The 23,067-nt window shown below is 66.7% G+C and carries 21 protein-coding genes; 1 reads left to right on the forward strand and 20 read right to left on the reverse strand.

What is annotated here, in order from left to right:
- Positions 1–161: 161 nt before the first annotated feature.
- The 10 genes from ftsA to ftsW form a co-directional block, all read right to left on the reverse strand.
- The gene (gene ftsA / locus ATO9_RS13140) at positions 162–1,493 is read right to left on the reverse strand and encodes a cell division protein FtsA (protein WP_043749591.1); all 1,332 of its coding nucleotides are present in this window, start codon (positions 1,491–1,493) and stop codon (positions 162–164) included.
- Entirely contained in the window at positions 1,493–2,386 is an 894-nt protein-coding gene (locus ATO9_RS13145) for a cell division protein FtsQ/DivIB (RefSeq protein ID WP_043749593.1), read from the reverse strand. The genes ftsA and ATO9_RS13145 overlap by 1 nt, the downstream gene beginning before the upstream one ends.
- Positions 2,374–3,309 (reverse strand): D-alanine--D-alanine ligase, encoded by a 936-nt coding sequence (locus ATO9_RS13150; protein ID WP_202902138.1) that lies wholly within the window; start codon positions 3,307–3,309, stop codon positions 2,374–2,376. The genes ATO9_RS13145 and ATO9_RS13150 overlap by 13 nt, the downstream gene beginning before the upstream one ends.
- A gap of 87 nt (positions 3,310–3,396) precedes the next feature.
- On the reverse strand, positions 3,397–4,335 hold the full coding sequence (murB, locus tag ATO9_RS13155) for a UDP-N-acetylmuramate dehydrogenase (protein WP_043749598.1): 939 nt from the start codon (positions 4,333–4,335) through the stop codon (positions 3,397–3,399).
- A 67-nt stretch (positions 4,336–4,402) separates the two neighbouring features.
- A complete protein-coding gene (locus ATO9_RS13160; RefSeq protein WP_043749601.1) occupies positions 4,403–5,593 on the reverse strand; it encodes an APC family permease in 1,191 nt (396 codons plus the stop codon).
- A 92-nt stretch (positions 5,594–5,685) separates the two neighbouring features.
- Positions 5,686–5,952: a DUF2484 family protein gene (locus ATO9_RS13165; protein ID WP_043749604.1), complete on the reverse strand. Its 267-nt coding sequence runs from the start codon at positions 5,950–5,952 to the stop codon at positions 5,686–5,688.
- Positions 5,949–6,212 (reverse strand): DUF2484 family protein, encoded by a 264-nt coding sequence (locus tag ATO9_RS13170; protein ID WP_043749605.1) that lies wholly within the window; start codon positions 6,210–6,212, stop codon positions 5,949–5,951. Before ATO9_RS13170 ends, ATO9_RS13165 begins: the two co-directional genes overlap by 4 nt.
- An 88-nt stretch (positions 6,213–6,300) precedes the next feature.
- Complete coding sequence (gene murC, locus ATO9_RS13175) at positions 6,301–7,698, reverse strand: UDP-N-acetylmuramate--L-alanine ligase (protein ID WP_043749864.1); 1,398 nt, start codon at positions 7,696–7,698, stop codon at positions 6,301–6,303.
- Positions 7,699–7,718: 20 nt separating this feature from the next.
- On the reverse strand, positions 7,719–8,843 hold the full coding sequence (locus tag ATO9_RS13180; protein ID WP_202902139.1) for a UDP-N-acetylglucosamine--N-acetylmuramyl-(pentapeptide) pyrophosphoryl-undecaprenol N-acetylglucosamine transferase: 1,125 nt from the start codon (positions 8,841–8,843) through the stop codon (positions 7,719–7,721).
- Positions 8,840–10,009, reverse strand: coding sequence for a putative lipid II flippase FtsW (gene ftsW / locus ATO9_RS13185; protein WP_043749608.1), 1,170 nt, complete (start codon positions 10,007–10,009; stop codon positions 8,840–8,842). The genes ATO9_RS13180 and ftsW overlap by 4 nt, the downstream gene beginning before the upstream one ends.
- A 185-nt stretch (positions 10,010–10,194) precedes the next feature.
- On the opposite strand from ftsW, the gene ATO9_RS13190 reads away from it, so the two are divergent.
- Positions 10,195–11,376: a BaiN/RdsA family NAD(P)/FAD-dependent oxidoreductase gene (locus tag ATO9_RS13190; RefSeq protein ID WP_043749609.1), complete on the forward strand. Its 1,182-nt coding sequence runs from the start codon at positions 10,195–10,197 to the stop codon at positions 11,374–11,376.
- Between the two features lie 4 nt (positions 11,377–11,380).
- Here the strand turns inward: ATO9_RS13190 and murD are convergent, their stop codons facing one another.
- The 10 genes from murD to ATO9_RS13240 form a co-directional block, all read right to left on the reverse strand.
- Positions 11,381–12,784, reverse strand: a complete 1,404-nt coding sequence (gene murD / locus ATO9_RS13195; RefSeq protein ID WP_043749612.1) for a UDP-N-acetylmuramoyl-L-alanine--D-glutamate ligase — start codon at positions 12,782–12,784, stop codon at positions 11,381–11,383.
- Between the two features lie 140 nt (positions 12,785–12,924).
- Positions 12,925–14,007: a phospho-N-acetylmuramoyl-pentapeptide-transferase gene (mraY, locus tag ATO9_RS13200; RefSeq protein WP_043749614.1), complete on the reverse strand. Its 1,083-nt coding sequence runs from the start codon at positions 14,005–14,007 to the stop codon at positions 12,925–12,927.
- A 25-nt stretch (positions 14,008–14,032) separates the two neighbouring features.
- Positions 14,033–15,463, reverse strand: a complete 1,431-nt coding sequence (locus ATO9_RS13205; RefSeq protein WP_043749616.1) for a UDP-N-acetylmuramoyl-tripeptide--D-alanyl-D-alanine ligase — start codon at positions 15,461–15,463, stop codon at positions 14,033–14,035.
- Positions 15,460–16,953, reverse strand: coding sequence for a UDP-N-acetylmuramoyl-L-alanyl-D-glutamate--2,6-diaminopimelate ligase (locus ATO9_RS13210; protein WP_043749618.1), 1,494 nt, complete (start codon positions 16,951–16,953; stop codon positions 15,460–15,462). Before ATO9_RS13210 ends, ATO9_RS13205 begins: the two co-directional genes overlap by 4 nt.
- A gap of 18 nt (positions 16,954–16,971) precedes the next feature.
- Positions 16,972–18,777, reverse strand: coding sequence for a peptidoglycan D,D-transpeptidase FtsI family protein (locus ATO9_RS13215; protein WP_043749620.1), 1,806 nt, complete (start codon positions 18,775–18,777; stop codon positions 16,972–16,974).
- The gene (gene ftsL, locus ATO9_RS13220) at positions 18,774–19,136 is read right to left on the reverse strand and encodes a cell division protein FtsL (RefSeq protein ID WP_043749623.1); all 363 of its coding nucleotides are present in this window, start codon (positions 19,134–19,136) and stop codon (positions 18,774–18,776) included. The genes ATO9_RS13215 and ftsL overlap by 4 nt, the downstream gene beginning before the upstream one ends.
- Positions 19,133–20,128 carry a 16S rRNA (cytosine(1402)-N(4))-methyltransferase RsmH gene (gene rsmH, locus ATO9_RS13225; RefSeq protein ID WP_043749624.1) on the reverse strand — a complete coding sequence of 332 codons (996 nt, stop codon included), beginning with the start codon at positions 20,126–20,128 and terminating at the stop codon, positions 19,133–19,135. Before rsmH ends, ftsL begins: the two co-directional genes overlap by 4 nt.
- Before the next feature lie 3 nt (positions 20,129–20,131).
- Positions 20,132–20,656: a division/cell wall cluster transcriptional repressor MraZ gene (locus ATO9_RS13230; protein ID WP_052418297.1), complete on the reverse strand. Its 525-nt coding sequence runs from the start codon at positions 20,654–20,656 to the stop codon at positions 20,132–20,134.
- A gap of 687 nt (positions 20,657–21,343) precedes the next feature.
- The gene (locus ATO9_RS13235; protein ID WP_202902140.1) at positions 21,344–21,808 is read right to left on the reverse strand and encodes a GNAT family N-acetyltransferase; all 465 of its coding nucleotides are present in this window, start codon (positions 21,806–21,808) and stop codon (positions 21,344–21,346) included.
- Positions 21,792–22,865 carry an Mrp/NBP35 family ATP-binding protein gene (locus ATO9_RS13240; protein ID WP_043749627.1) on the reverse strand — a complete coding sequence of 358 codons (1,074 nt, stop codon included), beginning with the start codon at positions 22,863–22,865 and terminating at the stop codon, positions 21,792–21,794. The genes ATO9_RS13235 and ATO9_RS13240 overlap by 17 nt, the downstream gene beginning before the upstream one ends.
- Positions 22,866–23,067 lie beyond the last annotated feature (202 nt).

A 23,067-nucleotide genomic window follows, 5' to 3' on the forward strand; every position in this document is an offset into this window, starting at 1 on the left:
CCTGTAGGGCCGCCTTCTGACGGCGTTTTTCATTGCCTGCTGCACCCGATTGTAACGCCTTGCAAGGCTCGGGTCACGAAAAAATGGTTAAAAACACACTAAATATGGCAGTTTTTTCAAAGGGATTTGCGGGATTTTGCCGATCTGCCCACATATTGCGTTCACCAATTATCCTTGAACCAGCGCACGGCGCGTTTCAGCGACCGGGCCGGGTAGCGATCGATCGGCAGGTCGAAATCCCACCATTCATCCTGAGGATGTGCCGCGAACAAGCACATGCCCACCGTCGCCGCGAAACCCGGACCCGTCGCCGCCTGCGGCAGGCCATGCACGCGCAGCGGGCGGCCTAGGCGGACCTGCTGGCCCAGGATGCGGCTGGCCAGCCCATCGAGGCCGGGGATCTGGCTTGCCCCGCCGGTCAGCACGATCTGTTGCGACGGCAGGTGGTCGAAGCCTGCGGCGTCCAGCCGGTAGCGCACCTCTTCGAGGATTTCCTCGACCCGCGGGCGCATGATGCCGATCAGTTCGGCCACCGACACTTCGCGCCGGTCGTGGTTCCAGTCGCCGGTTTCTGATTTCAGCTCGATCTTTTCCAGGTCGTCGCGGCCGGTGGCCACCACCCCGCCGTAGAAGGTCTTGATCCGTTCCGCGTGGGACATCGGGATCTGCAGCGCCATGGAGATATCGCCGGTCACGTGATCGCCGCCCATGCGCACCGCATCGGCATAGATCATGTGCTTTTTCATGAAGATCGAGATGCCGGTCGTGCCGCCGCCCATGTCGATGCAGGCCGCGCCCAGTTCCTGTTCGTCCTCCACCAGTGACGAGACGCCGGTGACATAGGCCGAAGAGGCGATGCCGGCCAGTTCCAGGTCGCAGCGCTTGAGGCAATGGACCAGGTTCTGCACCGCGACGGAATCCACCGTCAGCATGTGCATGTCCGTGGACAGCGTGTTGCCGATCTGACCGCGCGGATCGTTCAGGCCGGACCGGTGATCCAGCGCGAAGTTCACGGGCTGGGCGTGCAGCACCTCGCGGCCCTCGCCGTAATCGGGCACGTCACAGGCCGCCAGCACGCGAGAGATATCCTGTTCGCTGACCGCCTGACCTTCAACATCGACCTCGCCCGCCAGCCCATAGGAGCGCGGACCCGCGCCCGAGAAACAGGCGATGACGTGATCGACGCGGATATTGGCCATCTTCTGCGCGGCCTGAACGGCGGTGCGGATCGCGCGCTCTGCCTCGGGCATGGCTTCGATCTCGCCGAAATTGACACCGCGGGACCGCGTGGTGGCGGCGCCGATCACCCGGAACCCGGCCTGCCCCGCCATGGAGCCGACACCGTCGCCCGGCGCATCGCCCACCTGGTCGAACCGCAGCACGAGGCAGGCAATCTTGGAACTGCCCACATCCAGAACCGCAACAACACCGCGCTGCATCGCGGCCTTGCGCATGTTGCGCATCGCTCTTTGGGTTTCGTAAAACATCGTCATCAGTTTCCAGTCTCCACCACCCAGTCGTGAACCTTGCGCCATTGATCCAGGGCATGGGCATTCATCCGCAGCGTCGGGCGCGCGGCAATCCGCATGTCCACCGCGGCCAGGTCGCGGTTCAGAACATCCTGTGCCTCGTGCAGGGCGATCACCCGCTCGAGTGCGAAATCCGGCCGGTCCTGCGGCAGCATGATCCGCAGGTCGGGGCTGAGAATGACATCCCAGCGGCGTTCGCCGACCCGGACCAGCCCGCGCAGGCGGTCCTTCATCGGCGCCATGATGTTGATCAGGCGCACGGCCTCCGCCACGTGCCGATCCGCACCGTAGCCGGCAATCACCGGCAGGTCCGGGCGGTCGGCGCGGGTCTGCACTGCGCTGATGGCGATGCCTTCGATATCCAGAACGTCGATCCCGTCACGGGTGCGCCACAGGGCAACCGGCGCGCGTTCGATGATCGACACTTCCAGAACGCCCTTCTGGCGGATGCGCGCGGCGGCTTCGGCCACGGCGGGCAGGTCCTCGACCGACCGGCGCAGCGCGTCGAGATCCAGATCGAAGGTGCTGATCGGGAAATCCAGCTGGGCGATTTCGCGGATATCGGCCTCGGTCCCGCCCGTGGCGCCTTCGACCGCCATCATGCGGACCATGAATTCAGGCCGCGTCTCGAAATCGTTGCGCAGGTCCTGAAGGCCCAGGATGATCGCGTCGCGCCGCGCATCGTTGGACATGTAGAGCGCGACCAGCCCCATCGACACCACGAAGGGCACCAGCACCCGCAGGGTCAGGCGATAGGCCGGGGTCAGCATCAGCCGCTGCATCCGGTAGGCCGCGCGGGACGGTGCCGGATCGGGCCGGGCCGAAGAGGCGGGACGCTTGGCGATCAGCGGTCGCATGAGGCGTCCTCCACCAGCCAGCGGCACAATTGACCAAAGGAAATCCCCTTGGCCTGTGCATGTTCGGGGGTCAGCGAGGTCGGCGTCATGCCCGGCTGGGTGTTCGTTTCCAGCAGGATCAGACCGTCGAGGCCCTTGTCCTCGTCCCAGCGGAAATCGGTGCGCGACACGCCCCGGCAGCCAAGCGCCTTGTGCGCGCGCAGGGCGTAATCCATGCAGGCCTCGGTGATCTCGTCGGGCAGGATCGCGGGGCAGACATGGTGCGACCCGCCGGGCGCGTATTTCGCCGTGTAATCGTACCAGCCCTCGGTGATGATCTCGGTCACGCAGAGCGGGCCGGGATCGCCCTCTTCCACGCCCATGACCGACACGGTCAGCTCACGGCCCGGCACGTAGGCCTCGACCATGACGATATCGGGCATGTCATCGGCCAGCTTCGGCGGGCTGTTAGCCCCTTCGGCCACCAGGTACACCCCGACGGAGGAGCCTTCGTTGTAGGGCTTCACCACGTAGGGCGCGGGCATCACGTGATCGGCCGTCACATCGTCCTTGCGGGCCAATTGCGATGCGGCGACGGGCAGGCCGTGGGCGCGGTAGACCTCCTTGGTCTTTTCCTTGTCCATCGCCAGGGCCGAGGCCAGGACGCCCGAATGCGTGTAGGGCAGCTTGAGCCATTCCAGCATGCCCTGAACGCAGCCATCCTCACCCCACCGACCGTGGAGCGCATTGAACACCGCATCAGGAGAAATCTCGGCCAGCCGCGCAGGCAGATCGGGGCCTGCATCGACCTCGACCACTTCGTAACCTTCGCCCCGCAAGGCGGCTGCGCATTCGCGCCCGGTTGACTGCGACACCTCGCGCTCAGACGAGGGGCCACCCAACAAAACCGCCACTTTCGGGGGTGTCCTGCTCGACAATCCCACGTTCGTGCCTCAAGTCCCGGGCCTTTTTCGGCCCTTGTTAAGCTGTTGAACCTTTTGGAGGTCCTGTATTCTGCTCCGCGCTCGCGTTCAGCCCTCTTCCGGGGCCGGTTCACCGATGCGCATGATTTCCCATTCTAGCGTCAATCCGGATGTTTGGAAAACTCTTTTTCGCACCTCTTCGCCCAATCCTTCGAGGTCTGCGGCGGTGGCGTTATCCAGATTAATCAAAAAGTTCGAATGTTTCTCGCTCATCTGCGCGCCGCCCCGCCGCGCGCCGCGCATTCCGGCGTCGTCGATGACCTTCCAAGCCTTCAGATCGTGCACGTCATCCGCCCGCCCGGTCGAGGAAAACCCGGCCGGGTTGCGGAAGGTCGATCCGGCCGTCCGGTCCTTTGTGGGTTGGGTTTCGTCGCGTTTTGCCAGCTGGGTTTCCATGCGGCTGGCCAACTCCTCCGGGTCGCCTTTGGACCCGTCCAGCACGACCTGCGCGACGACCCAGCCCTCGGGCAGGTCGGTCTGGCGATAGGCGAAGTTCAGGTCACCGGCACTCAGTTCGACAACCTCGCCCTTGCGGGAAACGGCGGTCGCGCTGACGAAATGATCGGCAGTGTAGCTGCCGTAGCACCCCGCATTCATGCGCAAGGCTCCGCCGATGGAGCCGGGAATGGTCCGCAGGAAGGTCAGGTCGATCCCCGCCTCGCCCGCGCGCTTTGCCACATGCGCATCGAGCGCGGCTGCACCCGCCGTGACGCGGGTGCCCTCGCAGGTGATGGAGTTGAACCCGCGGCCCAGCCGGATCACCACGCCGCGCAGCCCGCCATCGCGCACGATCAGGTTCGACCCGACGCCCATGGGAAAGACCGGGATATCCGCGTCCAACTGGCGCAGGAAATCCGCCAGGTCATCGATATCGGCGGGTTGGAACAGCCATTCCGCGGGGCCGCCAACGCGCAGCCATGTCAGGCCCGACAGGTCCCGCTCTGGTGTCAGGCGGCCGCGGATTTCGATCTGGTCAGGACGGGGCATGGCGTCTCCTTCGGGGCTTGCGCCGGGATAGCAACCGGCGCGGCCAAGGTCCAGCGATGCCCTGCGCTCAGCCCCCTGCGAGGGTCAGGCTCAGCGCGCCCAGCGACAGGATCAGCCCGACCACCGGCACCGCCATCGGCACGCGGAACGGGGCCTCGGGCGCGCGGCGTTTCAGCAGGATCAGCACCAGGTTCACCACCACGAAGACCGCCAGCAGCACCGATGACGTGATCCCCGCCAGCGTGGCAACGGGCAGCACCAGCGCCCCGGCGATCACCGCCAGCCCGACAAGGATCGAGGCCCGCAGCGGCGTGCCAAGCCGGGGATGGGCATGGTGGAAGCCGGCGAGCCAGGCATTGCGCGCGCCCAGCCCGAACAGCACCCGCGCCGCCATGACGATCTGCGCCAGCACGCCGTTCAGCGCCGCGATCAGCGCGATGCCCGACAGGAACCGCGCCTCGCCCCCCTGCCCGGCCTGCCAGACCAGCGCCAGCGGCCGTTCGCTTTGCGCCAGTTGGTCCAGCGGCACGGTCCGGACCGCCGCAAAGGCCACGATGGCATACAGGACCGAGGTCACGGCGAGCGAGATCAGGATCGCGCGCGGCAGGGTGCGCGACGGGTCCTGCACCTCTTCGGCCATGTTCACGATGTCCTCGAACCCGATGAAGGCGAAAAAGGCCAGCGCCGCACCGGTCAGGATGGCAGGCATCATCGGCACCAGCGGCGGCGGGGCGGCAAGCTCGGGCACCGGCGGCGCCTGGAACCCGGCCCAGACGACAAGGCCCAGCCCCGCGACCTCGATCAGGGTGAACAGCCCCGCCAGCGCCAGGCTTTCCAGCACGCCGGCGATGGCCACGGCCACCAGCGCGGCGCCGATCACGATGATCGCGGCCTCTGCCGGGATGTCGAGGATCAGCCGAAGATACCCCACCCCGCCCCGCAGCACCGCGGCCGCTGACACCGTCCCGGCGGCCACGATGGCCAGCCCGATCAGCGTGGCCAGCCAGGGGCGGCGCAGCCCTTCGGCGACGTAGGCGGCCTCTCCCGCCGCTTCGGGCAGGCGGGTCGAAAACTCGGCATAGGACAGCGCCGTCGGCGCAGCGATCACCCCCGCCACTACGAAGGCCAGCGGGGCATAGATCCCGGCCTGTGCGGCCACGGCCCCGACCAGCACATAGATACCGGCGCCGACCATGACACCTATGCCATAGGCGGTCAGAAGCGCGGGGCCGATGCGGCGTTTCAGGGTGTCGGGCATGGGGTCAGCCTTCCGGGTGTCGGCGAGAGGGATAGGCCCTGCCTAGCGCCCCACATCCAAGGCGACATTGATCGACATCATGCCCGGTGGCGTCATCCGCGGCTGGCGAATATTCGCAGGACCTGTTCGCCGATCCATTGCGCGCCGTACCGCACCGGCCAGCGCAGGACCCACATCCCCGCGACCAGCACGATCAAGGCGATCCACGGCCCGTTCTGCACCCAGACCCAAGCCAGCAAGGGCAGGCCAAGCGCGATCATCGCGTAGGCGAAGCGCCAGTGATTGTCCTTCGACGGCATCATCGCGACAACGTTGGCGACGATGGCCCAGAGACAGGCCAGGACCAGCGACAGGGTCATTCCCCGTCCTCCGGCCGCCATTTCGGGGCGCCGTTCAGCCGCGCCCAGAAGTATTTCAACGGGTTGCGGAACATCGACAGGAAGGCCAGCAGCGCCGGAAGACCCGCGACCCAGCCATGCTGGTACCAGATGAAGGCGATCAGCAGCGGTGCGGCGATCAGCAGGGTGATGCCCGGCACGTATTGGCGGCGCATCGGCAGCATCGCGGTGACGGCCGCCGCCAGCACCCAGAGGCACCCGAGGATCAGCGCCGCACTCATGCTGCGCCCCGGCTCAGTGGAAAAACCACAGACGGCGCGCGGACCGGCCCCAAGGCGATGCCCGAGGGGGCCGTTGCGCGCCCATCCCTCATTTCGACAGGCGCTTGGGCAGGTTGTTGGCCCAGGCCGAGATCGTCCCGGCCCCGAGGCAGACCACCATGTCGCCGGGTTGCGCCTGTTCGCGCACCAGCGCCTCCAGGTCGTCCTCGGTGCTGATGGCGCGGGCATGGCGGTGGCCATGGGCGATCAGTCCGGACACCAGATCATCGCGCGAGGCACCTGGGATCGGGTCTTCGCCCGCGGCATAGACCTCGGCGATGGCGACGACATCGGCATCGTTGAAACAAGCGCAGAAATCGTCAAAGAGCGAATGCAGGCGCGTGTAGCGGTGCGGCTGGTGCACGGCGATGACGCGGCCTTCGCTGGCCTGGCGCGCGGCGCGCAGCACGGCGGCGATTTCCACCGGGTGATGGCCGTAATCGTCGATCACCGTGACGCCGTTCGCCTCGCCCACCTTGGTAAAGCGGCGATTGACCCCGCCGAACTCGGCCAGGGCCTTGCGGATTTCCTCGCGCTTCATGCCCAGATGCCGGGCCACGGCAACGGCGGACAGGGCGTTCGACACGTTGTGATCGCCGGGCATCGGCAGGGTGCAACCCTCGATCTTTTCGCCTTCGGCCTGCAACAGGATATCGAAATGCGCGACGCCGGCCTTGTAGGTCAGGTTCACCGCGCGAATGTCGGCCTGGGCGTTGAAACCATAGGTCGTCACGCGGCGGTCGGTGATCTTGCCGACCAGTGCCTGAACCTCCGGATGATCGGTGCAGCAGACGGCCAGCCCGTAGAAGGGAATGTTGGACACGAAATCCAGGAAGCCCTGACGCAGCGTGTCGAAATCGCCCCAGTGATCCATGTGCTCGGGGTCGATATTGGTGACGATCGCGATGGTGGCGGGCAGCCGGTTGAAGGTGCCGTCGCTCTCGTCGGCCTCCACCACCATCCACTCGCCCTCGCCCATCCGCGCGTTCGAGCCATAGGCATGGATGATCCCGCCATTGATGACCGTCGGATCGAAGCCGCCCGCGACCATGACCTCGGCCATCATGGTGGTCGTGGTGGTCTTGCCGTGGGTGCCCGCAATCGCGATGTTAGACTTCAGCCGCATCAGTTCAGCCAGCATCTCGGCGCGGCGCACGACGGGCAGACCACGGCGGCGGGCCTCGTCCAGTTCCGGGTTGCCGGGCTTGATCGCCGACGAGATCACGACGACCTCGGCCTCGGCCAGGTTCTCGGCCGCCTGGCCCTCGAAGATCAGCGCGCCAAGGTCCTGCAGGCGGTCGGTGATCTTGGAGCGTTTCAGGTCGGACCCCTGCACCACGTAGCCATGGTTCAGCAGCACCTCGGCAATGCCCGACATGCCGATGCCGCCGATACCGACAAAGTGGATCGGCCCGACATCGCCGGGAAGTTTGGTTGCAGCATTCACGTCGATTCGCCCCTCGTATTTCATTCCTGCGGCGCGTCCCCGCCGGTTTTCCCTTGTTCGGCAAGCACCTGGACCATACCGGCCAGGTCCTGGGCCGCATCGGGCCGCCCCACGGACAGCGCTGCGCGGGCCATTTGCTCTGCCCCCTGGGGGTTCGACAAGACCCCGTGGATCTGCTCGGCAAGGGTTTGCACGTGGAACTGGCTTTCCGGCATCAGGATCGCGGCACCGGCCTCGACCAGGCCACGGGCATTGGCGGTCTGTTCGTCCCGGATCGCCGCCGCAAGCGGCACCAGGATCGAGGGCCGCCCGATCACCGTCAGATCCGCCACCGTGGACGCACCGGACCGGGCGATGACCAGCTGGGCCTCGCTCATCCGCTTGGGCACGTCATGGAAGAACGGTTCGACATCGGCGTCGATGCCCTGTTCGGAATAGAAGCCCGCAACCCGCTCCACGTCTTCCTCGCGGGCCTGGTGGCTGACGCGGATATGGCGCAGGATTTCGGACGGCAGCTCGGCAATCGCCGGGGGTACGACATCCGACAGGATCCGTGCGCCCTGCGACCCACCCATGACGAGGATCGACATCGGGTAGTCGCCCGGCGCGATATATCCCGCGCCCGCGCGTTCATGGATCGCCGCGCGCACCGGGTTGCCGGTGTGGTGGCCATCGACGCCCTCGGGCAGTTCGGTGGGCCAAGTGCCACAGGCCACGCGGTCCACACGCTTGGCAAACAGCTGGTTCACACGCCCCAGCACGCCGTTCTGTTCGTGGATCATCCGCGGCTTGCGCAGGATCGTGGCCGCCGCCATCGCCGGGATCGCCGGGTAACCGCCGAAGCCAACAACCACGTCGGGCCGGTCGCGCAGCATCCGCCAGCACGAGGCCAGCGTACCGCCGACGATACGGAACGGCACCAGCAGCTTGGCCGCCGCGCCACCGCGCGCGAAGGTGGCGGAGGCATGGACCTCGATCTCGACCGCCGGGGGGAAGCCCCCGGTATAGCGCGCGCCCCGCGCATCGGTCGACAGCTTGACCCGCCAGCCGCGGGCCAGCATCGTTTCGGCCAGCGCCTGCGCGGGGAACATGTGCCCGCCGGTGCCACCGGCGGCTATGACGAGCAGCGGTGCGTTCAGGTTCATCTCTTGCGCCCCGCCGCCAGAAGATCACCGATCTCGCCTTGCGGACGGGTGCGGGTGAAGGCCAGCAGCATGCCCACGGCAATGCCCGACGCGATCACCGAGGACCCGCCATAGGAAATGAAGGGCAGCGTCATGCCCTTGGCCGGCAGCAGCCGCACGGCCACGCCGAGGTTGATCATCGCCTGCACGCCGATCGTCGAGACGAGGCCGATCCCGGCCAGCCGGATGAACGGATCGCGTTCGCGGGTCAGGCGCAGGAAGGACCGCAAGACCAGCCCGGCGTAAAGCAGGATGATCAGCAGGACCAGCGCCAACCCGTATTCCTCGGCCGCGACGGCGATGATGAAATCGGTATGGGCATCGGGCAGTGACATCTTCACCTCGCCCTGGCCGACACCGACGCCGAACAGCCCGCCTTCGCGGATCGCGTTGGTGGCATAGCCGATCTGGGTGGTCGGATCGATTTCGGGGTTGAGGAACCCGTCGATCCGGCGCGCGAAGTGCTGCGAATTGTTGTAGGCAAAAACGCCCACGGCCACGACTGCGCCCGCCATGCCGATCAGCAGGGTCAGCGGCGCACCGGCCACGAAATACATCACGCCCCAGCCGAACAGGACCAGCGCCGCCTGGCCGAAATCCGGCTGCATGGCGAGGAAGAAGACGATCACCGTCATCAGCAGGAAGGACCACAGCCGCCCCGGCGGTCCGTTCAGCTCCTGCGCGGCGGCTAGCATCCAGGCGGCCACGACCACAAAGAGCGGCTTGAGGAATTCCGACGGCTGCAGCGAGGCAAAGCCCAGCGAATACCACCGCGTCGCGCCCTTGCCGAAATCCGACCCGAAGATCGGCAGCAGGATCAGCGCCACGAAGGACACCGCAAAGGCCATCACCGCAAGGCGGCGCACCAGTTGCGGCGACATCACCGAGGTCACGACCATCGCCGCCATGGCCAGTATCCCGAACACCGCCTGACGGGTCACGAAATGGAACGGCGGATAGCCCACCCGCTCGGCCAGCGGGGGCGAAGCCGCAAGGCCCAGCAGCAGGCCGATCCCGAACAGGATCAGCACGGTTGTCAGGGACCACCGGTCGATGGTCCGCCACCATTTGGGAAGAATCGGCTCACCGTCCCGCAAGGGGAGCGTGCCGTACACCATTTCTGTCATTGGACTGCCGCCTTCTGCCTCTGTCCTGTCCCGTTTTTCGGGATCTAATGCCTTAGTTTAGCGAAATTTGCCGCTCAGGGCCAGTCAGAATACGCCAATCGGCGTCATGACGTGCAGGGAAAGCGCCGGTTTGCGCCCGACACCGCCCGATTGCGCTGCGCCCCGGTTTCGGGCATGGCCCTGTCATGCAATTCGACACGATCATCCTGGGCGCCGGTGCGGCAGGCCTGATGTGCGCTGCCCATTGCGGCGGCCGGGCGCTGGTCGTCGATCACGCCCGCGCGGCCGGCGAGAAAATCCGCATCTCCGGCGGCGGGCGCTGCAATTTCACCAATACCGGCTGCGAACCCGCCAACTTCCTGTCGGAAAACCCGCATTTCGCCAAATCCGCCCTCGCCCGCTACACCCCATGGGATTTCGTCTCGCTGGTGTCCGAACACGGCATCGCCTGGCACGAAAAGACCCTGGGCCAGCTATTCTGCGACGACAGCGCCAAGCAGATCGTTGCGATGCTGCTCGACATGATCGCGCAGGCCGGGGCAGAGCTGCGCCTGCGCTGCGCCATCCGCGAGGTCCGTCACGACGGCAGCCGCTACCATGTTTCGCTGGACCATGACGGGCGCCAGGTTCAGGCCACGGCCCGCTCGCTGGTCGTGGCGACGGGCGGCAAGTCGATCCCCAAGATGGGCGCGACGGGGCTGGCCTACGACATTGCCCGCCAGTTCGGCCACCACCTGACCGACATCCGCCCCGCGCTGGTCCCGTTCACCTTCCCGGACAAGCAATTCGCGCCCCTGTCGGGCGTCGCCGTGCCCGCCCGCGCCCGGGCCGCAAACGGCCCCAGCTTCGACGAGGCGCTGCTGTTCACCCACCGGGGCCTCTCCGGCCCGTCGATCCTTCAGATCAGCTCCTACTGGCATGAAGGCGAGCCGGTGCATCTCGACCTGCTGCCCAGGACCGACGCCTTCGCCGCACTGAAATCCGCCCGGTCCGAGGCCGGTCGCCGCAGCCTGTCCCGGGTGCTGGCCACGCTCCTCCCCGCCCGCCTGGCCGATGCCATCGCGGCCGATCTCGCCCTGCCCGGCAACCTCGCGGATTGTTCGGATGCGGTGCTGCACCAGGTCGCCGCCCGCCTGCACGACTGGCAGCCCCTGCCGCAAGGCACCGAGGGCTATCGCACGGCCGAGGTCACGCTGGGCGGCGTGTCCACAGACGGGCTCTCCAGCGCGACGATGGAATCCAAGACCCGGCCGGGGCTCTATTTCATCGGCGAATGCGTCGACGTCACCGGCTGGCTGGGCGGGTACAATTTCCAATGGGCCTGGGCCTCGGCCATGGCGGCGGCGCAGGCCCTGCGCGCCGCCTGAGCGCTCAGGCCCCCAGCTGCGCCCGCACGCAGGCCGCGAAATCATCGCCCCGCTTCTCGAAGCTGTCATACTGGTCGAACGATGCCGCCGCCGGGGCCAGCAGGACGGTCTCGCCCGGCTCCGCCTCGGCCACGGCGCGCTCCACGGCACGGGCCATGTCGGTGCAGACCTCGGTCTCGACGCCGCGCAGCTGCACCGCGAATTGCGCCGCTTCCCGTCCGATCACATAGGCCTTGGCCACCGACGCGGTCGCGGGCAGCAGGGCGTCCAGCCCGCCCTCCTTCTCCAGCCCGCCGCAGATCCAGCGGATCCGATCGAACGCCCCAAGCGCCTTGGCCGCCGCATCCACGTTGGTCGCCTTGGAATCGTTGACGTAGCGCACGCCGTCCCGCTCCGCGATCAGCTGGCTGCGATGCGGCAGGCCGGCAAAGGAATGCAGCGCCTTCTCGATCACCCGCGGCGCCAGGCCCAGGCTGCGACAAGCCGCATAGGCGGCGCAGGCATTCTGGTGGTTATGCTCCCCCGGCAGGCCCTTGATCTGGCGCAGGTCGATCGACCCGACCTGCTTGGCCTTGCGCCATTCGGTCAGGAACCCCTTGCGGGCATAGACCAGCCAGCCCGCCCCCGTCAGCTTGCGCCCGACAGACACCCGGATCACCCGGTCATCGCCCGGCGCCTCGCCCAGCTGGTTCGCCAGGTAAAGCCCCTCGGCCTCGTCCACGCCGATCACCGCGCGATCCGGCCCGCCCTCGGCAAACAGCCGCCGCTTGGCCGCGAAATACCCGCCCAATCCGGCATGACGATCCAGGTGATCGGGGCTGAGATTGGTGAAAACCGCCACATCCGGCGTCAGCGCCCGCGCCAGGTCGGTCTGGTAGCTCGACAATTCCAGCACCACGACGCCGCCATCCTCGGGCGGGTCGATATCCAGCACGCCGCGCCCGATATTCCCGGCCAACTGCGCCTCGCGCCCCGCTTCGACCAGGATGTGATGGATCAGCGCCGAGGTGGTGGATTTCCCGTTCGACCCGGTCACCGCCACGACCCGCGGCTCGACCTCGTAATTGTGCCAGTCCTGCGTCGCGACCGACCGGAAGAACAGCCCGATATCGTTGTCGACCGGGATCCCTTCCTCCAGCGCGGCCGCCACGACCGGGTTCGGCTGCGGATAAAGATGCGGGATCCCCGGGCTGACGATCAGCGCCGCCACCCCTTCGAAGGCACGGGCGCGGGCCAGGTCCACCACGGCGAAGCCCTCGGCATCCGCCGCCTCACGCGCGGCGGGGTTGTCGTCCCAGCACACGGGCACCGCACCGCCCGCCCGCAGGGCGCGCGCCGCCACCAGGCCCGACCGGCCCAGCCCCAGCACTGCCACCTTCTGTCCTTCGACACCTTTCACCGGGATCATGCCACGGCCTCCAGCTTGGCGGCCCGCGGGCCGCAGGTCCTACCGCCCCCCTTCATCTTGCCAGAAATACTCTGCAGGGGGGTGCGGGGGGATGCAAAATCCCCCCGCGTCGCGACGCTGCAACCAGCGCCACGCTCGTTTCAGCGCAGTTTCAGCGTCGCCAGCCCGATCAGCGCCAGGATCAGAGAGATGATCCAGAACCGGATCACGATGGTCGGCTCGGCCCAGCCCTTCTTCTCGTAATGGTGATGAATCGGGGCCATCAGGAAGACCCGCTTGCCCGTCCGCTTGAAGTAGAGCACCTGGATGATCACCGACAGCGCCTCGACCACGAAGATGCCGCCGACGATGCCCAGCACGATCTCGTGCTTGGTGGCCACCGCGATCGCCCCGATCGCCCCGCCAAGCGCCAGCGACCCGGTATCGCCCATGAAGACGGCCGCGGGCGGCGCGTTGTACCACAGGAAGCCCAGCCCCCCGCCGATCAGCCCCGCCACGAAGATGATGATCTCACCCGTGCCCGGCACATAATGCAGGCCCAGATATTCGGTAAAGTCGGTGCGGCCCACCGTGTAGGCGATGATGCCAAGCGCCCCGGCGGCGATCATCACCGGCATGATCGCCAGCCCATCCAGCCCGTCGGTCAGGTTCACCGCATTGGCCGCGCCCACGATCACGAACATGGCAAAGGGCAGGAAGAAGATGCCGAAATTCAGCAGCACGTCCTTGAAGACCGGCAGCGCCAGCCGGAATTGCAGATCGTCCGGGTGCAGCGCCGTGGCCCAGTACCCCGCGATCGCCGCGATCACCAGGCCCAGACCCATGCGCACCTTGCCCGGCACACCGGCCACGTTCTGCTTTGAGACCTTGGCGTAATCGTCGGCAAAGCCGATCAGCCCGAAGGCCAGGGTCACGAACAGCACCACCCAGACATAGCCGTTGTCCAGCCGCGCCCAAAGCAGCGTCGAGGTCACAAGCGCCCCGACGATCAGCAGCCCGCCCATGGTCGGCGTCCCGGCCTTGACGATATGCCCCTCGGGGCCGTCATCGCGGATCGGCTGGCCTTTACCTTGCGTCCGCCGCAGCACGTTGATCAGGGGCTGGCCGAAAATGAATCCGAAGATCAGCGCGGTCATGAAGGCGCCGCCGGCCCGAAACGTGATGTATCTGAACAGGTTGAAGACGTCGCCGCCATCGGACAGGGCAGTCAACCAATACAACATCTAGCGTTCTCCTCGGCCCAAGCCTCTATGAATCTGGCGCGGGATGGCCCAATTTACGCAAGGCGTCAACAACCTCGCTCACCTTCGACCCCTTGGAGCCCTTGACCAGCACGACATCGCCGGCATCGGCCAGGCGTCCCGCCGCCTTGACCAGATCCTTTGCCTTCAGCGCGAACCGGCCCCGTTTTTCCGCCGGAAGCGCCTCGTACAGCACCTTCATCCGTTCGCCCACGCAATGGACGACATCCAGCTTGTCGATGGCGGGCAGATCGGCCAGCCCGGCATGCATCTGCAACTCTTCCGGGCCCAGTTCCAGCATCTCGCCCAGCACCGCGACGCGGCGTCCGTGCTTGTGACGCCCCAGATTGTCGCGCGGCCGCGCCGCCGCGATGACCTCCAGCGAGGCCGCCATCGACACCGGGTTGGCGTTGAACGCGTCGTCGATCAGCTCGAAACTCATCGCCTCGTCCAGCGGGTCCAGCAACAGCCGTTCGCGCATGCCCCGCCCCGCAGGAGGCACCCAGCGGGCCAGGTCGGCACAGGCCATCGCCCGGTCCAGGCCTAGCGCCTGCACGACCGCCAGCACGCCAAGCGCGTTCAGCGCATAATGCCGCCCCGCGGCGCCGACCTTGAACAACGCCGACGCGCGCCAGATCCGCGCCTCGGCCACCGTGGTGTCATCGACGATCTGGACCGACATCAGCCGGTGATGGTTGCTCCGGGCCTCGCCGAAGGTCAGGACGCGCGCCCCGGCCTCCTTGGCGGCGCTGCGCAGGATCGGCGTGGTGTCGAGGTCGCCATTGATGACCGCCCAGCCATCGGGCATCAGCCCGGCAAAGATGCTGGCCTTTTCCCGCGCGATCCCTTCGATATTGTCGAAAGCCTCGAGATGCGCGGTGCCGACGGTGGTGATCATGCCCACATGCGGCCGCGCCAGGCGCGACAGCGGCGCGATCTCGCCGGGGTGGTTCATCCCGATCTCGATCACCGCGATCTCGGTCTCGCGCGGCATCCGCGCCAGGGTCAGCGGCACGCCCCAATGGTTGTTGTAGGACGCCTCGGCGCAATGCACCCGGCGCTGGCCACCCAGCACGACACGCAGCATTTCCTTTGTCGAGGTCTTGCCGACTGACCCGGTGACGCCCACGACCTTGCCGTTCATCCGCGCGCGCGCCGCCCGGCCCAGGGCCTCCAGCCCGCGCAGGACATCCGGCACGATCAGCAGCGGCGCATCCGGCGCAACGCCCTCGGGCACGCGGCTGACCAGCGCCGCACCTGCGCCCTTTTCCAGCGCCTGCGCCACGAAATCATGCCCGTCGCGCGCCGCCGACAGCGCGACGAACAAATCGCCCGGGGCAATCGTGCGGGTGTCGATGGACACGCCGGTGACGGACCAGTTGCCCCGCGCTTCACCGCCGGTGGCGCGGGCGGCCTCGTCTGCGGTCCAGAGCGTCATGTCAGGCGCCCGTCAAGGGCCGCAACCGCCACGCTGGCCTGTTCGCAATCGTCGAAGGGAAAGACCGTGTCGCCGACGATCTGGCCCGTTTCGTGCCCCTTGCCCGCGATCAGCAGCGCATCACCGGGGCCAAGCGCATCGACCGCCCGCAGGATCGCCTCGGCCCGGTCGGCGACCTCGGTCGCCTCGGGCGCGCCAAGCAGAACGGCCTGACGAATGGCCGCCGGGTCCTCGCTGCGCGGGTTGTCGTCGGTGACGAAGACCAGGTCGGCATATTCCGCCGCCGCCTGCCCCATCAGCGGGCGCTTGGTACGGTCACGATCGCCGCCCGCGCCCACGACGCAGACCAGCCGGCCCATCACATGCGGCCGCAGCGCCTTCAGCGCCGTCGAAACCGCGTCGGGCGTGTGCGAGTAATCGACGAAGACCGCCGCGCCATTGGTCCGCTTCGCGGCCAGTTCCATCCGGCCATGCACCGTCATCAGCGAGGGCAGCACGGCAAAGACCTCGTCCGGGTCCTCGCCCGACAGGATCGCCATGCCGGCCGCGACCAGCACGTTTTCCGCCTGGAAGCCGCCGATCAGGTCCAGCTTGGCCTGGTGCACCTCGCCGTCGAAGGTAAAGCGGATCGTCTGGCTGTCCGCGTCGAAGCGACGACCCAGGATCTGCAACTCCGCATCCTCGCCGCTACCCACGGTCAGCACGTCCAGACCACGATCCGCCGCGATCTCGGCCATTTCGGCCCCGCGCATCCCGTCGATATTGATCACCGCCGCCGCATCGGGCGGCAGGACACGGGTGAAGAGCCCCGCCTTGGCGTGAAAATATTCTTCGAAATCATGATGGTAATCCAGGTGGTCCTGGGTCAGGTTGGTAAAAGCCCCGACCTTGAGAACCACCCCGTCCAGCCGCCGCTGGGCCAGCCCGTGGGACGAGGCCTCCATCGCCGCATGGGTCACCGCGTCGTCCGACAGCTGCGCCAGGGTGCGGTGCAGGGTGATCGGTTCGGGCGTGGTATGCATCAGCGGCAGCGACACGCTGCCCTCGACGCCCGTGGTGCCGATATTCACCGCGTCGCGGCCCGTCATCAGCCAGATCTGGCGCAGGAAGGTCGCGACCGAGGTCTTGCCGTTCGTGCCGGTCACCGCCGCCATCACCGGCGGCTGGCGCCCGAACCAGAGCGAAGCGGTATAAGCCAGCGCCTGGCGCGGATCCTCGGCGATCACCAGGGCGGCGTCGCTGGCCTCCAGCTCCTCGGCGGCGATCCGCGCGCCCTCTGCGTCGGTCAGGATGGCCGAGGCCCCCTGCCGCAGCGCATATGTGATGAATTCGGCCCCATGGACCCGCGTGCCGGGCATCGCGGCGAACAGGTAACCGTCGCGCACCTCCCGGCTGTCGACGGCGAGTCCCGTGATCGTGACGTCCCGTCCTGCCTTGGCAGACAGGCCCAGCTGGCCCAAAGTCTGCGTCCGCCCTGTCTCTGCCACCATCACCCCCGCCTTTCCGGCTTATTGCGATGTGAGCGTTATATCAGCGAGGGGGGCAGGTGCAATCTCGGGCCGCAGCCCCAATAGCGGCGCGACGCGGGTGATCAGCTCGGCCGCGACCGGCACCGCGGTCCAGCCCGCCGTGCGACGCGGCTCGGACCCCGAGGTCTCCACCGCCTCGTCCAGCGTCACCACCAGCACGTAGCGCGGGTCCGAGGCCGGGAACATCGACGCGAAGGTGCTGATCGTCTTGTCCTTGTAGTAGCCGCCCATCGGCTTCGGCTTGTCCGCCGTACCGGTCTTGCCAGCCACCTGGTAATGCTCGATCCGCGCAAAGGACGCGGTGCCGTCGGTCACCACCTTGCGCAGCAAGTCCTGCGATTGCTGCGCCGCCTTGGCCGACATCACCTGCGGGGCCGAGGCCGCCTGCGATTGCTGCGCCGCATTGCGCAGCAGCGTCGGGCGCACCAGCTTGCCGTCATTGGCGATGGTCGCATAGGCCGCCGCCAGGTGCAGCGGGCTGACCGAAATCCCGTGCCCGAAGGACACTGTCATCGTCGTCAGTTCCGACCAATTGTCCTGGTACAGGGGCTTGCCGCCCGCCGCCTCGATGATCTCGAGCGGGGTCGCCTCCAGCAGGCCCAGCCTGGACAGGAAATCCTTCTGCCGCTCCGCCCCGATCATCTGCGACATCCGCGCCGTCCCGATGTTGGAGCTTTCGACGATGATCTCCGTCACGCTCATCTCTGAGCCGTAATCGTGGAAATCGCGGATGCTGTGCTTGCCCCAGCGGATCGGGCCGCGGGTGTCCAGAACGGTCTCTGGATTGACCACCCCCATGTCCAGCGCCTGTGCGGCGGTGAAGATCTTGAAGGTCGAGCCCAGCTCGTAGACCCCCTGCACCGCCCGATTGAACAACGGGCTGTCGTCGGGATGCCCTTCGGTCGGGGGCGCGGGCCGGTCGTTCGGATCGAAATCGGGCAGCGACACGAGGCTCAGCACCTCGCCGTTCTGGGCATCCATCAGGATCGCCGCCGCGCCCTTGGCGTTCATCAGCCGCATGCCGCCGTTCAACACCTGTTCGGTCGCCGCCTGCACCGTCAGGTCGATGGACAGGTTCAGCGGCCGCCCGCCATTGGCCGGATCGGTCAGGTATTCGTCGAACATCTTCTCGATGCCGGCGCTGCCCTTGATCTCGGCCGCGTGCACGCCTTCCTCGCCGTAGCCAGCCCCGCCCAGGATATGCGCCGCCAGTGCCCCGTTGGGATAAAGCCGCATCTCGCGCGGGCCGAACAGCAGGCCCGGCTCGCCGATATCATGTACGGCCTGGCGCTGTTCCGGGCTGATCTTGCGCCGGATCCAGACGAAGCGCCGCTTGCCGGTGAAATCCTTGGTCAGACGCTCAAGATCCATGTCGGGAAAGATCGCGACCAGTTCCTGCGCCGCGCGTTCCGGCTCCACCATCTGCTGGGGATGCGCATAGAGCGAATAGGTTTCCAGGTTCGTCGCCAGGATGCGGCCCTTGCGATCCAGGATATCGCCGCGCTGCGCCACGATGGAGGCCCCGGCCAGCGAGGTCCGCGGCTCTGCCGGTTCCGAACTGGCGACCATGCCCATCTTCACACCGACCGCGCCGAAGGCCAGCGCAAAGACCGCGCCCAGCACGAAGATCCGCCCTTCGGCCCGGATGCGCGCCTTGTCCCGCATCTCCTCGTGGCGCAGGCGCAGGTTCTCGCGTTCGATCGCGTCGGGGTTTTCCCCGTTCTCGCGGGCTTCCAGGATACGCGCCAGCGGGCGCAGCGGGATGCGAAGCGACGGGCCGGTCATTCCGCGGCCTCCTCTGCGGCCAGGGTCGACACGTCGACGGGGTTGTTCAGCTCAAGCTCCGGCAGGGATTGCGACGCGGGGTAATCCACCTGGTTCGCCTTGCCGAATTGCTCGGGCCCCAGCGGCAGCAGACCCAGCGGCACGAAGTTCAGCTCTGCCAGTTCGCGCAGGCGATCGGGGCGGTTCAGATAGGCCCATTCGGCCCGCAGCACCGCCAGCCGGGCGCGCGCCTGGCCGATTTCCATCTGCAGCCGCTCGGCTTCGTCGGCGACCTGCTTGGTCTTGTAATTCTCCTGGTAGGCCCAGAATCCCAGCCCGATGAGGGCGGCGAAGGACAGGATGTACAGCAGCGTTCTCATGGCAGTTTCCCCTGGAATACCGGCATGCCCAATGCCTTTCGTTCGATCGTTCCCGCCGGGGCCTCGGTCCGGCGCCCGACCCGCAGCAGCGCCGAGCGTGAGCGCGGGTTCACGTCCAGTTCATCCGCGTCCGGCCCCGTCGCCTTGCGGCTGGCCAGGGTAAAGCGCGGCGCATCCTCTTCGGCCTGCGGCGCATAGCGGTTCGCGCGCCCCATTCCGCCCGACCGGTGCTGGAAGAAGCGTTTGACCATGCGGTCCTCGACCGAATGGAAGGTGACCACGGCCAGCGCGCCGCCGGGCTTCAGCGCGCGTTCCGCGGCCATCAACCCTTCGGCGAGTGCGCCATATTCGTCGTTCACCGCGATCCGCAGCGCCTGGAAGGACCGCGTCGCCGGATGCGACTGGCCCGGCTTGGGGCGCGGCAGGCAGCCCTCGACGATCTCGGTCAGGCGCAGGGTCGTCGTGATCGGCTCGATGGCCCGCGCCTTGACGATGGCACGCGCGATCCGGCGGCTTGCCCGCTCTTCGCCATACAGATAAAGGATGTCGGCCAAGTCGCCCTCGGCCATGCCGTTCACCAGATCGGCGGCGGTCGGCCCGTCCTGGCTCATCCGCATGTCCAGCGGGCCGTCCTTCATGAAGCTGAATCCGCGCTCTGCCAGGTCCAGCTGCATGGACGACACGCCCAAATCCAGCACGATTCCATCCAACATTTCGCCGGCGATCTCGTCGAGATCTGCGAAGTTCCCCTGATGGATTTGCAACTTTTCCGCGTATTCGCCCGCCCAGCCCTGCGCCATTTCCAGCGCCAGCGGATCGCGGTCGATGCCGATGACCTTGTCGGCGCCCGCCTCAAGCAATCCCTTGGCATAGCCGCCTGCCCCGAAGGTGCCGTCCAGCCAGGTTCCGGTGACCGGCGCCACCGCGCGCAGCAAGGGGCGCAGCAGGACGGGGATGTGCGGCGCGTCCGGGTGATGGGCGCTCCCGGTCATGGCTTACTCCGCGGCCGGGGCCGGGTCGGCATCCGGCCCATGCAACAGGTCGTCGACGAACTCGTCGGGATCGAAGTCGAAATCTTCGTCCTCGCCTTCGCTGACGTAATCTTCGCGCTTCCACAGCTGGAAGTTCTTCAGGTTGCCCAGGAAGGTGACCATCTCGTCCTTGCCCAGGCCCAGCTTGTCGCGGATCTTCTGCGGCACCACGATGCGGCCCGTTTCGTCGACGGTCACGGTGGTGGCATGGTGAACAAAGTGGCTGAACGCCGCCTTCACCTTCGGGTCCTTCAACCGGCGCCGGGTCAGCGGCTCCTGGATTTCGGAAATTGTTTCAACGGAGTAGCCCTCGACGTAGCCGTCAAGCTTGGGGCCATAGAGCAGAACCATGCGGGTGGTTTTCGACTCGGGCGTCCATTCCGGATCCTGGGTCTCCAGCACCTTGCGGAAGTCACCAGGAATCGACAGGCGGAACTTGCTGTCCACCTTGAAGTCGTGACTGTCCTGGAACCGCTTGATGTGGTCCACCTGGGTGCCCTTGCCTCATTCCCCCCGGATTACATTGTCCCGACCCTGAAACGGAAAACGGCGGATAGGAGCTGCTGCCACTGCCCTATCCGCCGCCCTCGTCCCGTCTCCGGGTATGTCCGACTGCACGCGCCACCTGGGGGGATGTCTGCTCGCCCGCGCGCCGGATCTCTTGGTTCGATGAAAGCGGGTGCCTGTATGATCACTGCCTTGGGTTTTTATGGGGTCTTGGGTGCCCCGTGATCCCGTCTCATCTGATGCATTATGGATGGCATGGGTTTGGATGGGACGCAAGATAAAATCTGCCCGAAACCCTTGGCTCACAGGCTTATCCACAGGCAAATGGCCGTTAAGGATTTCATGATATTTGGCAAAATGCCGCTTATATCCACATTCATACGAAACTAAACACAAGATATAGACGTTCGGCAGGTCAGCCCAATCAATCCCACTCCATCCAAAAAAGTTTCACCCACCGGTGTTTTCACCAGCATTCCGGGGTGGATCCCGGTGCTGAAACCCTGCGATTTCCATCAATCACACTCGAATCACGGGGTCGAGACCGCTTGATTTGTTCAGGATTCCGCCGAGTCGTGGATGCAACACCCTGCCCGGACCAATCGATCCCAGCGGCAGGCCCGGGTCCATCCCAACCCATCCCATCCCACCCGTCAGGGCGAATGCGCATCACAAGCTGTAGTGAAGAACCGGCAGCGCCCGGCCGGGGATCGAGGCGGAGGGCGCCTGACCCACCGGCACCGCGCCCAGCCTCTGATAGAAGAGAACAGCCTGCGGATCGGCCTCGATGACCAGCACCCGGCCACCACGCTCCCGCGCCGCATCGATGGCCCAGGTGAACAGCGCCCGTCCGATCCCACGCCCCATGGCACCCGGATCGACGAACAGCTTTTCCAGCCAGACCCGATCCCCCTCGATCGAGATCTGGGCCAATCCGCTGGCAGGGCCGTCAGCCGGCCCCGCCACGATGATGGACCAGGCGGCGACCTGGCCGGGCGTGATCGTCAGCTCCGCCCGGCAGGCCTCTATGAAGTCGGGGTCATAGCCCCAATGCGCCTTGGATCGCAGGCACAGCGCCGACAGCGCCGCCCATTCGCTATCCCTCGGCGCGCGCAGTTCAGGCCATGCCGCCACGGACAAGGCCCTCTGCCAGCCGGGCATAGGCCTCGGCCATGGGGCTGTCGCCCACGGCAATCGGCGTGCCCTCATCGCCCGCCAGCCGGGTGTCGAGGTCCAGCGGCAATTGCGCCAGCAGCGGCACGCCCATCTTGTCGGCCTCCGCCGCGACGCCGCCATGGCCGAAGATATGCGCCTCGTGCCCGCAATTGGGACAGACATAGGTGGACATGTTCTCGATCAGGCCCAGAACCGGGGTCTTGAGCGTCGCAAACATGTCGATCGCCTTGCGCGCATCCAGCAGCGCCACGTCCTGCGGGGTCGAGACGACCAGCGCGCCGGTCAGTTCGGACCGCTGGCACAGGGTCAGCTGCACATCGCCCGTCCCCGGCGGCAGGTCGACGATCAGCACATCCAGATCGCCCCAGTTCACCTGCCCCAGCATCTGTTGCAGCGCGCCCATCAGCATCGGACCGCGCCAGACCACGGCCTTGTCCTCTTCCACCATGAAACCGATGGACATCATCGTGACGCCATGGGCGTGCAGCGGTTCGATGATCTTGCCATCGGGCGATGCGGGCTTGCCCTTGGCGCCCATCATCCGCGGCTGCGAGGGACCATATATATCGGCATCCAGCAGCCCCACCTTGCGCCCGGCCTTGGCCAGCGCCACCGCCAGGTTGGCCGACACGGTGGATTTGCCCACCCCGCCCTTGCCCGAAGCGACGGCCAGGATGCGATCCACACCGGCGGGCTTGGTCGGGCCGGCCTGCGGTGTCGGATGTCCGCCCACCTTCAGCTGCGGCGCGCTTTGCTGTTTCGGCGCGGCCTCGTGGGCGGTCAGAACGCTCGACACGGTTTCGACGCCAGGCAGGTCGCGCACGATCGCCTCGGCCGCGGCCTGCATGCCGCTCATCTGGCGCGCCATCTCGGCCGAGGGCGCCTCGATGACGAAGCGCACGGTGCCGCCATCGACACTCAGCGCGCGGATGAAATCCCGGCTGATCGGGTCGCCGCCATCCGGCAGTTGCAAACGACGCAGCGCGTCGCGGATTGCGTCTTTATCTACGGGCATTTCGGGCCTCCTGATCGGTCTTTCGCCCCTTCTATCTGGGCAGCGCCCGGGATGCCACCAACGCAACACCCGCAAAAGACGTGGCGTCACCCTGACTTTCTGCACCTGCAACATGCACAAATTTTAACCATAAAATTTATTCGAACCACTGTTTTTGCTGAGTTTTTTGTGGGTGGTTGGCATATGCAACTAGCGCATAGCT

The sequence above is a fragment of the Pseudooceanicola atlanticus genome, from assembly GCF_000768315.1.
GTDB classification, from domain to species: Bacteria; Pseudomonadota; Alphaproteobacteria; order Rhodobacterales; family Rhodobacteraceae; genus Pseudooceanicola; species Pseudooceanicola atlanticus.